Origin of the sequence: Synechococcus sp. MIT S9504 (genome assembly GCF_047497135.1) — a bacterium.
In the GTDB taxonomy this organism is placed as follows: domain Bacteria; phylum Cyanobacteriota; class Cyanobacteriia; order PCC-6307; family Cyanobiaceae; genus Synechococcus_C.
On sequence record NZ_CP138942.1, the window covers coordinates 1604214 to 1618396 of the forward strand.

Genomic DNA, 14183 nt, shown 5'->3' on the forward strand with positions numbered 1-14183 from the left:
ATCCGCCATCGTGGTGCTCAGCTTCCATGCCCCAGACCAGCTCCGGCCCCGTTCTGCAGATCCTGGCCAGTGGTCTTCAACGCTGGATCCGCAACCAGTGCGACTCGGTTGACGAGTTGAACCTGGCCCTTCAGGGGTCCGCCATCGAGCTGCTGAGAGGACGTTTGAAAGGTGTCTCGCTCGAGGCTCGCAGGGTGAGTTTCGATCAGCTGCCGCTGATGCGCGTCGAGTTGCAATCCGGAGCACTGAAGACCGTCTTTCGTCCTGGTCAACCCAACCAGCCGGTGCAGCTCAAAGATCCCTTCAGCATCGAAGGAGAGGTGGTTCTGGGCGGCACTGATCTCAACAAGGCTCTGGCGACCGATCGCTGGCGATGGTTGGCGGATCTACTGGCTGAACAGCTGATGGGCCTTACGCCACTGAGGTCACTGGCGATCGACAACGATCGCCTGGTGCTGACAGCGGATGTGATCACCGGCAAAGAACCTGTGCAGCGCAGCTTTTCACTCAGTGCGGATCGGGGAACCATCAGGCTTAACCATTGCGATGCTGAAGGACAATTTTTTCTGCCGATGGATGAGTCCATCACGATCGATGATGCCCGTTTGCAGGGCGGTCAGCTGGTGATCAAGGGCAATGCCACGGTTCATCCCTGAACGGTTCATCCCTGCAGGGGCACCCCTCAAGGGTCACCCCCGAGCCATCACTGGCATCACCAGGGTCACGACATAAAAGACCACGGCTGGTGTGAACAGATAACTGTCGATCCGATCCAGGATCCCGCCATGGCCAGGCAGGGCATCACCGGAATCCTTGACGCCTGCATCTCGCTTCATCATCGATTCAGTGAGATCACCCACCAGAGCGAAGAGAGCTACAAGCGCACCAAGACAACCGCCGGTAAAAGGTCCATAGGGCCACTCCAGCAGTGCACCTCCAAGTGCACCAAGCAGCAGCGCCGAAGCCAGTCCGCCGTAAGCACCTTCAATGGTTTTGGCAGGGGAGATCGGAGAAAGAGGGTGCCGACCGAAGCGGCGACCGATGACGTAAGAGCCGATGTCACTCGCCACCACCAACAGGCAGGCCATCAGGGTGATCAGCAGGCCGGAGCTGACCCAGTCCCATGAAATGTGGTCGACTAGGGGCGCGATGTCCACAGCCTGGAGGTTGCGAAGGCGCAGCCAATGACTGGGTAGAAACCCCAGATAAAAGAGACCGAAGATCGAGGCGGCAATATCCGCAATCGAACCGGTGATCGGCTGCAACAGCAACCAGCCGCAGATTGCAGCACCGGAAAGAGGCAAAACCGCATCGGCGAGAGAGGAGGCGATGCCTCCGTGAACAGACCACTGGGTGCTGATCAGCAGGAGCTGGCAAGCCACGAGTGTGGTTTTGGTGGCTGGACGCATGCCTTTGAACTGGGCCATGCGGAAGAACTCCAGCAAACCCAGATGCACAATCACACCCAGGGCAATCGTGAACCACCAACCTCCCAGACCCACTACCACTAACCCGAACAGCCCCACCAGCAACCCGCTGACGAGGCGTTTGTGATCGGCAGCTCGCCGCGTGCTTTGGGCCTTCCCGGTTGTGGCGTCTGAAATCACCTGTCAGATCCCAGGGCCCTTCAGGCCAGAACCTTCACCATACCGGGCACTTGATCGGGCCATCGCTGATGCTGAGACTGGAGCCATTGGCAGCGATCTGCAGAGATTCTCTCTCCCGGTATGAGCAAAGGAACACCCGGTGGATAAGGGCAGATCAACTCAGCTGCAATCTGATCAGCACATTCAGCCAATCGACGCCTGCAATGGGGATGACGTTGTGCTTGATCAGGAGTGAGTTCGGGAATCGAGGGGCTTTGAAATGGCGGCTCAGGAATGACAGGCAGCGGCACTCCATCACCTTCACGGGCTAAGGCCTCCCAGATCATCGCCAGGCGCTTCGCCAATCCCCGATGCTTGGCGAAGCCCAGACAGACGGTGAGACAAAGCGGCTCAGGCAACTCAGCGATCACACCCCGACGCATACAAAAGTCATCCGCATCCAGACCGCTGATACCGATCTCTGCCGTTGCAAGAATCAGTCGCAGCGGGTCATCACCGGGGTGGAGCATCACTCCCCGCTCGCGAAGAGCATCGATCAGGTTGATGGCTTCGTCCCGACGAGCCTCAAACCACCAAGTCCAACTGCTGGACTGCAACCAATCAAGGGTTGTCTCACAGGAGGCCAGCAGCAGAGCACTGGGGCTCGTGGTCTGCAGTCTGGCCAGAGAACGTTGCAGCCGTCCGTGCTCCACCCGTTCGGATCGATGCCACAGCACCGCTGTCTGTGCCAGCCCAGGCGCTGATTTATGCAGGGAATGCACAACCAGATCGGCTCCTGCGGCAAGAGCGGACACAGGACAACCCTCACCTGAGGCAAAAGCCAGATGCGTGCCATGGGCTTCATCCACCATCACCGGCAACCCCTTGGCATGGAGCAGCTCGATCAGCTCGCGGATCTCAGCGCAATAGCCGTGATAGGTGGGATGAACAAGAACAGCACCGGCAATACGACGACCTGGATCAGGCCAGGGGTCCAGGCTCTGCCGCAGACCTTCAACGGTCATCGCACCGGCGTGGCCGCGATCGGAGAAAAACGGCACCGGAAGAAACACCGGCATCACGCCGCCCAGCTCACAGGCAGCGATCAGAGAGCGATGGGCATTGCGAGGCAGCAGCACAGCCTCTCCGGGTTGCGCCATCGCCAGCAGGCCGGCCTGGAGCAGCCCCGTGGCACCGTTCACGCCAAACCAGCAGTGATCAACACCCATCACTTCAGCCAGCCGCGCCTGACTGCTCGCCACAGCGCCCTGCGCTTCGAGCGGACCACCGATCTCCGGCAACTCGGGCAGGTCCCAGCTACCCGGTGACTGACGCAGCAACCTCCGCAGACGCGGTGGCAGGGCTGCACCACGTCCATGCACCGGCAGATGCAAAGCCAGCCGTCGATCAGGTCGCAGAAGCTCTAGAAGCGACGGCATGAACGCAAGCAACAGACGACGGAGAGCGGCATAACCGGCCCTGTCATTTCAGATGGACTTCCCTGATTCAGCATGGCAATCCCTGCCGCTGCTGGCGGTTCTGATCGGTCAGCTCTCCGCAACACGGAGGCATCGTGAAGCCTTGAGAACTCTCTAAGATCGACAATCCCTAGCGCTGCTGGGCGTGGATTCGCTTCGCTACAACCCGGGCCGAGATGTCCGATGGCTCTTGATGCGCCCATGGATCGGCATACCGCGCTTGATCCAGATCTCCTGGGCTCTGCTTGGACTGTTCTTGAGCTTGCTGCTGAGGGGCAGTAGCAAAGATCCACGTGTTCAGCGCAATCTGGCTCGCACACTGCTGCGCACCCTGACCAACCTTGGTCCCTGCTTCATCAAGGTTGGGCAAGCCCTTTCGACTCGGCCGGATCTGATCCGTCGTGACTGGCTGGATGAGCTGACACGACTTCAAGACGATCTGCCTTCCTTCGACCATGCAATCGCGCTGAACACGATCGAAACGGAACTGGGTGCTCCGGCAGATCAGCTTTTTGATGAATTCCCGGATACTCCGATTGCGGCCGCAAGTCTTGGACAGGTCTACAAGGCCCGCGTCGGTTCACAGCGATGGGTCGCGGTCAAAGTTCAGAGACCGAATCTGACCTTCATCCTGCGGCGGGACATGGTTTTGATTCGCAGTCTGGGAATTCTGGCTGCCCCTTTTCTGCCACTAAATCTGGGCTTTGGACTCGGAGAAATCATTGATGAGTTCGGGCGAAGCCTGTTTGAAGAAATCGATTACTGCTGTGAAGCGGACAACGCCCGGCACTTCTCAAGGTTGTTCGCTGACAACGACGCGGTCACCATTCCTGACGTTGACGAAGAGCTTTCAAGCCGTCGCGTTCTCACCACCAGCTGGATCCAGGGCACCAAGCTTCGCGATCCTCAGGAGCTCAAGTCACAACGCCTTGATCCTGCGGCTCTGATCCGCACAGGCGTGATCAGTGGACTCCAGCAACTTCTGGAATTCGGTTATTTCCATGCTGACCCCCACCCCGGCAACCTCTTCGCTCTTCCAGGACGCAGTGGCGATCTCGGTCACGTGGCCTACGTAGATTTCGGCATGATGGACTCCATTAGTGATCAGGATCGACTGACGCTCACTGGAGCTGTTGTCCACCTGATCAATCGTGATTTCGAAGCGGTTGCCAGGGATTTTCAGGAGCTCGGCTTTCTTTCACCCGATGCTGATCTGGCGCCGATCATTCCCGCCCTGGAAGATGCGCTGGGAGGCAGTCTTGGCGATTCCGTTGGTTCCTTCAACTTCAAGGCAATCACCGACCGATTCTCGGAATTGATGTACGACTACCCCTTCCGAGTCCCTGCACGCTTCGCCCTGATCATTCGTGCAGTGGTCAGCCAGGAAGGCCTTGCTCTAAGACTTGACCCCGATTTCCGCATTATCGCGGTGGCCTACCCCTATGTGGCCAAGCGACTGCTCGCTGGCGACACCAGGGAAATGCGAGAGAAACTGATGGAAGTGATCTTTGATGAGCAGGGAAGTCTGCGCGTTGAGCGACTTGAAAGTCTTCTCGACGTCGTTGGCAACTACTCGGGTGGTCAGAGCAGTGGGGAGCTGCTGCCGGTGGCAGGGGCCGGCCTGCGCCTGTTGCTGAGTCGAGATGGGGGAAACCTGCGTCAGCGCCTCTTGCTGACCCTGGTCAAGGATGACCGCCTGAACATCTCGGATCTGAAAGAGCTCACCGCATTGATGAGAAAGACCTTTGGACCCCGACAGATTGCGGAGGGTGTGATGCAACGCCTGAATCCACTGGCGGCCTGATTCAGGCCGAACGGGCCCATCACCCCTGCAGCGGCACAGCGATAATGGCCATTCAAAGACTCACTCACTGACTTATGTCGATCGCGCCCGACACTGCTCCAATCGAGCTCGATCAGGCTCAGATCGACCTGCTGACTGAAGCATTCGGCGGTCTCAGCATGGATGACATCCTGCTGGACTACGCCAACCTGCAGCAGCCGCCATATGCCATGGCTGGGCTTGGCTTAGCAATCAGCTTGGCCTGCGGACTCACCTTCTCAAGGCTTGTTCAGAATCGTCTTGATGGCTGGAAGAAAGACAGATTGCCATTGCTTCCTCTTGGCAATGCTGAAACCGTGATGAGCTACACGGGAATCCTGATTGGCGTCACCTTGTTTATCGGAGGATCACTTCAGGTTTTCGGCTTTGCTTCAGGTGCGGCCTATCTGAGTGCCTTTGTGCTCTCAATCCTCACAGGTGGCGCACTCTGGGCTCAGCTTGAGCGATTGATGACGCAGGTGGAGGCTGGAAACTTCAAGGCGGTTGATTTCGACAACTTCGACGAATTCTTCTGATTGCTGTCGTTCAGTTTGCTGCTGTCAGGCCAAAACGTAGGCCTCTAATTGCACATCACCCCGACGCAGCATTTCCAGGCCTTCGCGTTCGAGTTTACGGGTGCGATCACGGCTCATTTTCAGCGATTTAGCAATGGCCGTGAGGCTCATCGGATCCTCTCCGTCCATCCCGTAGCGCATCCGCAACACACGCTCCTGCAGTTCCGGCAGCTGGCCCAGCAGATCGCCCAGATCTCCCTTCAGGCACTCGCCTTCCACCTGCTCACTCGGCAGTTCGCCATCACCCGCCAGCAGGTCCAGCAGTTCGGTGTCATCGCCATCGCCCACCTTCATCTCCAGGCTCACAGGCTGACGCGCACGGCACATCAAATCCTTCACCTCCTCCTCAGGCAGCTCCACAAATCCAGCCAGTTCCGTCACCGATGGCGTCCGGCCAAGCTCCTGGCTCAATTCACGCTGACCTTTCTTCAGCTTGTTCAGCATCTCCGTGATGTGGATCGGCAAACGGATCGTCCGGCTCTTCTCCGCAATCGCACGCGTGATCCCCTGACGGATCCACCAGTACGCATAGGTGCTGAACTTGTAGCCACGGGTCGGGTCGAACTTCTCCACACCACGCACCAGGCCGATCGTTCCCTCCTGGATCAGATCCAGCAGTTCCATATTCCGCTTGGTGTACTTCTTGGCCACACTCACCACCAGGCGCAGATTCGCCGCCACCATCCGCTCCTTGGCGCGGCGACCGGCCTGAAGCTTGCGCTTCAGTTGCGCCGCACTCAGCCCTGCTGCCTTGGCTAGCTCCGCCGCTGGCACAGTCTCTCCGCCGCGTTGATCACTCAGCTCCGCTTCCTGGGCTTCCAGATCCATCAGTTCCTGCACCTGACGACCCAGCGTGATCTCCTGCTGATGGCTCAGCAGCGGCACACGACCGATGTCACGCAAGTAGGAACGCACCAGGTCCGCATCGGGTAGCAGGGACAAGGGCGACATCGACTAATTACGAAACCTATCCGTTTCTTAATTTACCATCGTTTACAGGCGTTTCCCGCTAACGACCCACAGAAAAGACTTATGGCCAGAATGAGGCCAACTCAAGAGTCCCCGGTGACCTTCGCCACCGCCAGCAGCTCCGAAGCTTCTAACAACGTCAGTGCTGCTCACCTTCTGGTAGTGGAGGACGACACCTCGATCAGGGAGACCGTCAAGGAAGCGCTCAGAGCCGAGGGATTTGAGGTGACTGCCTGCGGAAATGGAAGCGAAGCCTTGGCCATGCTCACCGAACCGCAGGCAAACGTTGTTGATGCGCTTGTGCTTGATCTGATGCTTCCTGGACTAGGAGGACTGGATCTCTGTCGCGAGCTCAGGAAGCTCAATAACACCACCCCAATCCTTGTGATCAGCGCCAGGGACAGCGAGACCGATCGAGTGCTCGGCCTCGAAGTGGGTGCTGATGACTATCTGGTCAAACCGTTCGGACTCCGGGAGTTGGTGGCCCGCTGCCGGGCACTGCTGCGACGCTCGCAGCGAATCATTGCGAACCCCTCCAGCAGGGACAACATCGTTGAACGTGGCAACCTTTGTCTTTACTGCCAGGAATGCAGGGTGACTCGGGATGGCGAGGATCTCAGCCTTGCCCCCAAGGAATACAAGATTCTGGAGTTACTGATGCGCAACCCTAAACGTGTCTGGAGCCGCGATCAGCTGTTGGAACAGATCTGGGGCATCGACTTCGTCGGAGACACCAAAACCGTCGACGTGCATATCCGCTGGCTACGGGAAAAAATCGAGACCACTCCCTCCTCTCCAGACCACATCCGAACCGTTCGTGGATTCGGATACCGATTCGGCTGATTGATGTGAGCTCAGAGGCTTCGCTCATCCTCGGCATCACGATCGGTGTTGTGAGCGGTTGGGTTTTGCACAACCGCTTCAATCTGCGCTCCGGTGCCCGACGGCATGCAGCTCAGATCTCTCCGGTTTTGTCCGGTCACTCGCTGAGTACAGCTCAACTTCTGGCCTGGATCGATGCAGCCACCCAAGGGTGGCTGGTGCTCACACCGGATCTGACGATCGGTTTCATCAACTCAAGAGCGGAACGTTTGCTGCAGTTCTCCAGCAATCTGCTCGTACGAGGACAGGCCCTCGAGGATGTTGTGACCGTGCCTCAGCTTGAAGAGGCAATCGTGAGCGTCCGCTATCAACAACGGCCGCAACGCTGTGAATGGGAACAGCAAGGTGTGCCTCTCGAAGCCATCGTTCTGCCCGGCTCGGACGAATGGTTGCTGGTGCTCTTCCAGAACAGACAATCCCTGGAAGCACAGCAGGCCCAACAGGAACGCTGGGTAAGCGATGTTGCCCATGAACTGAAGACCCCACTCACGGCTCTGATGCTTGTGAGCGATCGGCTGGAAACAGCAGTGTCCGCTGATGACGGCATTCTTGTGGAGCGTCTGCAGAAGGAACTGAGACGCCTGCAACTGATGGTGGAGGATTTGCTAGAGCTCTCCAGGCTGGAGAACATCCTTCCTCACGAGCAGGGGAGCTACTCACCAGTCATCCTTGAAGAGCTGATAGAGGCCGCCTGGAACAGCATCCGTCCGCTAGCAGATCAGCGAGAGGTCACACTCTCCCTCAACACCGGAGAGCCAGGACCACTTCTGGGAGATCAACGCCGCTTGCATCGTGCCGTCCTCAACTTGCTGGACAACGCCTTGCGCTTCTCTCCTCAGGGAAGCGCCGTTGACGTGAAGATCCTCCCCAGTGGTGGGTGGTGGCTTGTCTGCGTCCGGGACCATGGCCCTGGGCTGAGTGAGAGTGATCTCACCAACATGTTCCAGCGCTTCTACCGCGGCGACCCCTCCCGTGCCCGCTCCAACCAAAGCGGCAGCGGCCTGGGACTAGCCATCGTCCAACAGATTGCGGTGAACCATGGAGGACGGGTTCAGGCCCGTAATCACCCTGACGGAGGCACATCGATTGAACTGTTGCTACCGCGCGGTGAGCACTGAGACAAAACCGAGCTGAATGCGCCAGCGACTTCAGAAACTGATGTCCGCCGCTGGGCACTGCTCACGACGCCAGGCAGAAAACCTGCTGCGTCAGGGCCGGGTCGAAGTGAACGGAACGATGGCAGAACTCGGTGATCAGGCTGATCCCGAAACGGATCTGATCTGTGTGGATGGGACGCCGTTAACCAAGATGACTGCAGAGCGGGTCCTGCTGCTCAACAAACCTCCTGGTGTTATCAGCAGCTGCCATGACCCTCAGGGTCGCGAGACCGTGCTGGACCTGATTCCTGCCGAGCTCCGGCGAGGACTGCATCCGGTAGGGCGACTGGATGCCGACAGCCGTGGAGCTTTGTTACTCAGCAACCAGGGAGAGCTCACCCTCAAGCTCACACACCCCCGCTATGCCCATAGCAAGACCTACAGGGTGACAGTGACCGGGACACCGGATCAGTCGAAGCTGGAACGATGGCGACAAGGCATGGAACTGGATGGCTCTCGAACCCTCCCGGCGAGCGTGAAACTGCTCCACAGCAAGCGTGGACACAGCACTCTGGAAGTCATTCTGCGAGAAGGACGCAACCGACAGATCCGCAGGATTGTCTCGCTGCTCGGTCATTCCGTTCTGGACCTACAGCGGGTTGCAATCGGCGGCCTGGCGCTTGGATCCACTGATGAAGGATGCTGGCGCAAGCTATCCAGGCAAGAATGGCGAAGCCTGATCAGCTCTCAGGCAGGTGAGGCGTAATTCGGCCATGGCTTTGTTCAAACGTTCCCTCCCATGGCGCTGGCGAAGAAGACGTCAGAGTGAAGACACTGCAACAGATCAAGTGGTCACAGCGGTCCCACTGATCGAGGCTGGGCAACGTCTGAGACAGCACCGTGAACAACGAGGGCTGAGCCTGAGAGATCTGTCACGGGAGGTGCGCATCACCACACCGGTTCTGGAAGCTCTGGAACGGGGCTGGGCAGACCGCCTACCGGAACCGGCTTACCTGGTGGCGATGCTGCACCGACTGGAGCAGTACCTCCAGCTCGAGCCCAACAGCCTGAGCGGAGCACTGCCTGAAGACTGTTTTCAACAGCGACTGCCCCAGGATCTGCGGCGGACACGCTTCACTCTGGGAAGTATCGACATTTTCACCACCTGGCAGGGGAGCCTCGTCTACATCGTTGTGATCAGCGTGTCGCTGCTGGCGTTGAATCAACAGCAACGACAGCTGGCGATCGATAACACCAAGTCCTTCACTCCTGTTCCACTGAATCTTCAGCAGGACTCCGATGCGCTCCTGCAAGGCCTGCGCCCGCTTGCCGAGCTCAGGTCGCAACAAACGGCTGACTCCGTTGCAAAGCTTCTGGACAACCAACTGCTGCCGGGGGTGCTTGAGGTCACCCTGAAGCAACCGAGCACCCTGACGCTCAGCAGTGAAGGAGGCGATCGCAGTTCTCTCAAAGGAGCAACCGGCACGCTCACCCTTCAGCTGCTTCCACCTCTTCAGCTCAGCGTTCAACCGGCACCCGCGGCAGGAGATGTTCGCTGGGACGGGCTCCCCCAAAAGGCGCAGAACAATCAGCCCGGGATCTATCGCCTTGACCAGACTTCAGCACGCAATCCATAGCCCTGAAGTGCTCCATCCAGCGAGTCGTCAAACACTGGTAGACGCCAACTCCAGTTGCCTCCGACCGTTCCGGGGGTGTTGAAGCGGGCGGCATCATCCAGGTGCAGCAGGTCCTGCAGTGGTGCGATCACCAACTGAGCCGTTGAAGCCATGCCCAGCTCCAGCAGCTGCCAGCCGGGGGCCTCAACCGGGCCATCAAGGCAACTGGCGAAGCGAGCACGGGAGTCGCCATCAAGCCGTTGCCACCAACCCAAGCTTGTTGGATTGTCGTGAGTTCCTGAATAGACCACCCATCCGGTGCCATGGATATTGGACGGCAGGTAAGGGTTCCGGGGATTGCCATCAAAAGCGAACTGCAGCACCTTCATTCCAGGTAGATGAAAATGATCACGCAGCTGCTCCACATCAGGAGTAATCACCCCCAGGTCCTCGGCCACCAGCGGTAAGCGGCCTCCCGCATCCCGACGCAGACAGCTGAGCAACTCACGACCAGGAGAACGTCGCCAAGCTCCGTGGATGGCCGTGGACTCCCCACCGGGAACAGACCAGTAGGACGCCAACGCACGGAAATGATCCAGTCTCAGTCGGTCGGCGAGCTGCCACTGACGCCGCAGACGATCCCTCCACCAGCGAAATCCTGTGCTGCGGTGCCGGGGCCAGCTGTAAACCGGCGTTCCCCACAGCTGTCCTGTCGCGGAGAAATAGTCAGGCGGAACTCCACTTTGTTCTCGCAGCCTTCCATCCGCCGCAATGGAAAACAATGCGCGATGGCTCCAAACATCAGCGCTGTCTCGGGCCACATAAAAGGGAAGATCCCCGAGAATCTCCACATCGAGTTCACGGGCAAGCTCACGCAGCCGCATCCATTGCAGGCTCAGATGCCACTGAAGTAGCTCCTGCTCCAGAAGACGATCCTGATTGGCCTGGCGCCACTTCTCCAAAGCTCTCTGATCGTGAACAGCCAGCTCCTGAGGCCAGTCCCACCAGGGACGTCCCTCGTTTTGTTCACGCAGCACGAGGAATGCAGCGTGATCCTGAAGCCAACGGGATTGATCCCGTCGCCATCGATCAAAGGCCGCATGGTGGGAGTGCGAAAGCTGGTCCCAGCAATGGCGCAATTGCCTGGCCAGAGCCGAAGCACGCCGATCTGCGAGGGAGAAATCCAGTGAAAGACCGTCTGCCTCATCAGCGGGAAGAGCCTCCAGATCACCTGGTTGAAGAAATCCCTGATCGCTCAGATCCTTGGCATCCAGCAACCAGGGATTGATGGCAAAACTGGATGGAGAGCTGTAGGGAGACCCGGTTCCATCCGGCGGTGACAGTGGCAGCAATTGCCACACGCCGATGCCGTGCTGCGCAAGGGCCTTGATCCAAAAGCGGGCAGGAGCTCCTAAACCTCCGCACACAGGCGAACCTGGAAGGGCTGTCGGATGCAGGAGAACACCGACGCGACGACGCGGCAGAGAAACAGTTGTCACGCGCGACTCGCTTTGAAAGTCAACGACATGACGTCAGAACAGAGCAGCATCACCGAGGTCCTGGCCGTCCATCCCATCACGCACAACGCGTTCAAAAAACTGCTCCAAAGTGTCGGTGCCATAGGAGGGCGTCGCTGCACTGTCGTATTGCTGACGCTGTTCGTCCCAGACAAGCATTGACTCTCCAGCGTAGTAGCGGCCGATCTTTCCAAATTCAGCCGTGTCTTCAAGTGAGGGAAACTTCCCGGATAAAAATTCGAGACAACCAACAGGAAGATCCATCAATGCAATCGGCAGGGAAATCATCCAGGGTTTTTTCCCTAAAGCCTTGAACAGCAGTTCGCCCTGCTGGCGGGCACTTAAGGCCTCTCCAGGGCCTCCAATCGGCAAAATCTGGTTGACCTTGTCTTGATCAACCACACAATCACTGAGATAGGACGCCAGATCAGACTCACTGATTGGCTTGCAACTTGCCAGCTCACCATCTCCGAACATCACGTACGGGGCGCCCTTGCGACAACTTTCAACCTGAGCTCCCAGGCTTTTGAAAAAAGCCGTCGGGCGAACGATGGAATAGGTCACATCACAGCCATCGCGAAGCTCCGCCTCAAGCGCAAGCTTCGCCTTCTGAAATTCCAACAGAGGTTTTTGAACGCAGATTGCTGACAAAAGAACAAAATGCGAGAGCCCTGCCTTCTTTCCCTGCCGATAGGTGTTGAGAGTGGCCTCGTAATCGATGGCCCATGAATCCTTACGTCCGCCGGTGCGTGAGGCCAGGCAGCTGATCACCACATCCACCGGCTGATCGAAAGCATTGCGAGCCAGTGAATCGCAATTGGTAACGTCACCGAACCGAACCTCCGCACCAGTGAAATCCACTTTGACGCTCTCCTGATTTTGGCGGCCGCCCACACCACTGCGCTCACGGGCGAAAGCCACGACGTCGTAACCGCGCGTGATCAGCTCCTTCACCACGAAACGACCGATATATCCCGTCGCGCCAAAGACCACAACACGCACCTTGTCTGGCGAACGATTCCGGAAGCCGTCGTTCAGAAGCATGGCCATAGAGTCGACACCTTCCATTATTCGCTTAGAACAAGGCGAGACTGCGACTCAGTTCTGGAGGATCCGGCGCAATGAAGGACGAGGGACCGACAGGTGATCCTTCACCGAGCCGATTGACGCGATGGTTCGGAAGCCATCCATTCAGAACCATTCTGAGAATCGCTACTGCTGTGGCAGGGGCCAGCCTGATCGCTGGAGGTCTCGGTGTGATCTGGCCGAAACCCGACCCGATGGCGGCGGAACCGCCTTCAGCGGATGATCCAGCCAGTCTGGCGCCACTTCCGGAGCGTCCGGTCATGGTGCTGGTGGTGGGCATCGATGCCGATGGAATCAATGATCCAAACAACAAAGCCGCGCCCAAAGGCCCAGCCAATGCCGACAGCCTGATGCTCGTCCAGGTCAGCTCCAGCGAACCCGTCCAAGTGCTGCAGCTTCCGACAGAACTGGCGGTGAATCTGCCCGGGCGAAAAACGCTTCAGTCGTTGGCTGATGCCTATCCACTGGGCGGCGTGGCCCTCACAGCCGATGTGATCGCTGAAGTGGTGGGATTGAAGCAGGGGGAACCTGACCGCTTTGTGGTGATTCCGCGACAGGCACTTCGCAGTCTTGTCGATGGACTGGGTGAAGTGGAAGTCACTCTCAATCAGTCCTATGAGCACAAGGACAAGGCCCAGAACTACAGCGTGAATCTTCAGGCGGGGCGACAAACACTGAACGGTCGCCAAGCTGAACAACTTGCGCGCTATAGGCCCCAGCCCAAGAATGATCAGGCACGCCGCACTCGGCAGCAGAGTCTGTTGAAGGGGATTCACGAGCAGCTGAATCAACCGAATGCCATCGCCCTACTGCCCGCAGTGATTGGCGAGGTAAGCGCGCAGATGGAAACGGATCTCACTCCGACTGAGATCATGAGCCTGACAGCGGCGGCACTCAGCAGCGATCAGCCCCCTGTGATCAGTCAGCTGGAACTCGCCCCTCGCACTGGCCAGCAGGTGATGCGGGAACTCAAGCCGGACCAGAAACTCCCCCTCTGGCCAACACCCCCTGACGATGCTGCAGACAACTGATCAGCCCTCTTGGGTCATCATCAGGGCCCTCCAGACATCCACACCAGGGAAGACCGTCATGGCGTCGTGCAGAAGCATCCCACTCACCGCCCAGTTGCACTAACCCCAGCAGGGAAAGGTTGAGCGATCGGGCGAAAGCCACAGAAGCTGGAACAATCCCACCAAAACGACCATCAGGTCGAGGCTGAGCCAGCATCAGAACAGGAATTCGCCAGGCCGCGAGAGCTTCGATCCAGCTGCCTGCTCCGCTTTCATCAACACCAACATCACCGCTCAGCTTGAGCACGGTCAACGCGCTGGAATCGCTTGTTTTTGCATCCAGTTCGCAGAGAAGTGGGTGGGGCGAAAGACCGCAGCCCTCCTCCATGAGGACAGCTCCAAACTCGGCAGCAAGGGAGCTGCAGGCTGCGGACATCTGCAACTCAGGCAGAGGACCGGCACCGATGACAACCAGTAGGTTCTGAGACATCTCGGCACGTTAAGAGGACCGGTTGAGGAAATGTTCAGGATGCATGGGTCCATGC

14 protein-coding genes are annotated in these 14183 nt (G+C 58.3%); 8 read left to right on the forward strand and 6 right to left on the reverse strand.

The genetic code is table 11. The annotated features are described in order from the left end of the window. Positions 1 to 26 precede the first annotated feature (26 nt). Positions 27 to 656: a DUF2993 domain-containing protein gene (locus SIB58_RS09165; protein ID WP_066912304.1), complete on the forward strand. Its 630-nt coding sequence runs from the start codon at positions 27 to 29 to the stop codon at positions 654 to 656. A gap of 33 nt (positions 657 to 689) precedes the next feature. Here SIB58_RS09165 and SIB58_RS09170 read toward each other — a convergent pair whose 3' ends face one another. Together SIB58_RS09170 and SIB58_RS09175 are read right to left on the reverse strand one after the other, a co-directional pair. Continuing rightward, complete coding sequence (locus SIB58_RS09170; protein WP_066912306.1) at positions 690 to 1607, reverse strand: phosphatidate cytidylyltransferase; 918 nt, start codon at positions 1605 to 1607, stop codon at positions 690 to 692. A 20-nt stretch (positions 1608 to 1627) separates the two neighbouring features. After that, a complete protein-coding gene (locus tag SIB58_RS09175) occupies positions 1628 to 3025 on the reverse strand; it encodes an aminotransferase class I/II-fold pyridoxal phosphate-dependent enzyme (RefSeq protein ID WP_067325528.1) in 1398 nt (465 codons plus the stop codon). Positions 3026 to 3257: 232 nt separating this feature from the next. Here SIB58_RS09175 and SIB58_RS09180 point away from each other — a divergent pair, with 232 nt between their 5' ends. Next, complete coding sequence (locus SIB58_RS09180; protein ID WP_066912309.1) at positions 3258 to 4868, forward strand: ABC1 kinase family protein; 1611 nt, start codon at positions 3258 to 3260, stop codon at positions 4866 to 4868. 74 nt (positions 4869 to 4942) lie between these two features. After that, positions 4943 to 5422, forward strand: a complete 480-nt coding sequence (locus SIB58_RS09185) for a hypothetical protein (protein WP_066912312.1) — start codon at positions 4943 to 4945, stop codon at positions 5420 to 5422. Positions 5423 to 5446: 24 nt separating this feature from the next. Here the strand turns inward: SIB58_RS09185 and SIB58_RS09190 are convergent, their stop codons facing one another. Further along, positions 5447 to 6412: an RpoD/SigA family RNA polymerase sigma factor gene (locus tag SIB58_RS09190; protein ID WP_414494647.1), complete on the reverse strand. Its 966-nt coding sequence runs from the start codon at positions 6410 to 6412 to the stop codon at positions 5447 to 5449. A 90-nt stretch (positions 6413 to 6502) separates the two neighbouring features. On the opposite strand from SIB58_RS09190, the gene SIB58_RS09195 reads away from it, so the two are divergent. The 4 genes from SIB58_RS09195 to SIB58_RS09210 all read left to right on the forward strand — a co-directional run bounded on the left by SIB58_RS09195 (position 6503) and on the right by SIB58_RS09210 (position 10046). After that, positions 6503 to 7273, forward strand: a complete 771-nt coding sequence (locus SIB58_RS09195) for a response regulator transcription factor (RefSeq protein WP_066910061.1) — start codon at positions 6503 to 6505, stop codon at positions 7271 to 7273. 83 nt (positions 7274 to 7356) lie between these two features. Further along, positions 7357 to 8430 (forward strand): sensor histidine kinase, encoded by a 1074-nt coding sequence (locus tag SIB58_RS09200; RefSeq protein WP_231857144.1) that lies wholly within the window; start codon positions 7357 to 7359, stop codon positions 8428 to 8430. Between the two features lie 16 nt (positions 8431 to 8446). Then, positions 8447 to 9175, forward strand: a complete 729-nt coding sequence (locus tag SIB58_RS09205) for a pseudouridine synthase (protein WP_066909814.1) — start codon at positions 8447 to 8449, stop codon at positions 9173 to 9175. A 7-nt stretch (positions 9176 to 9182) separates the two neighbouring features. Continuing rightward, a complete protein-coding gene (locus SIB58_RS09210; protein WP_066909817.1) occupies positions 9183 to 10046 on the forward strand; it encodes a helix-turn-helix domain-containing protein in 864 nt (287 codons plus the stop codon). Here SIB58_RS09210 and malQ read toward each other — a convergent pair. Next, entirely contained in the window at positions 10010 to 11524 is a 1515-nt protein-coding gene (gene malQ / locus SIB58_RS09215; RefSeq protein ID WP_066909820.1) for a 4-alpha-glucanotransferase, read from the reverse strand. The genes SIB58_RS09210 and malQ overlap by 37 nt on opposite strands. A gap of 33 nt (positions 11525 to 11557) precedes the next feature. Further along, the gene (locus SIB58_RS09220) at positions 11558 to 12592 is read right to left on the reverse strand and encodes an NAD(P)-dependent oxidoreductase (protein ID WP_197461168.1); all 1035 of its coding nucleotides are present in this window, start codon (positions 12590 to 12592) and stop codon (positions 11558 to 11560) included. Between the two features lie 71 nt (positions 12593 to 12663). On the opposite strand from SIB58_RS09220, the gene SIB58_RS09225 reads away from it, so the two are divergent. Next, positions 12664 to 13659 (forward strand): LCP family protein, encoded by a 996-nt coding sequence (locus SIB58_RS09225; RefSeq protein ID WP_066909823.1) that lies wholly within the window; start codon positions 12664 to 12666, stop codon positions 13657 to 13659. Here SIB58_RS09225 and SIB58_RS09230 read toward each other — a convergent pair. Next, entirely contained in the window at positions 13598 to 14128 is a 531-nt protein-coding gene (locus SIB58_RS09230; protein WP_067326733.1) for a hypothetical protein, read from the reverse strand. The two genes, SIB58_RS09225 and SIB58_RS09230, sit on opposite strands and share 62 nt — an antisense overlap. Between the last annotated feature and the right edge of the window lie 55 nt (positions 14129 to 14183).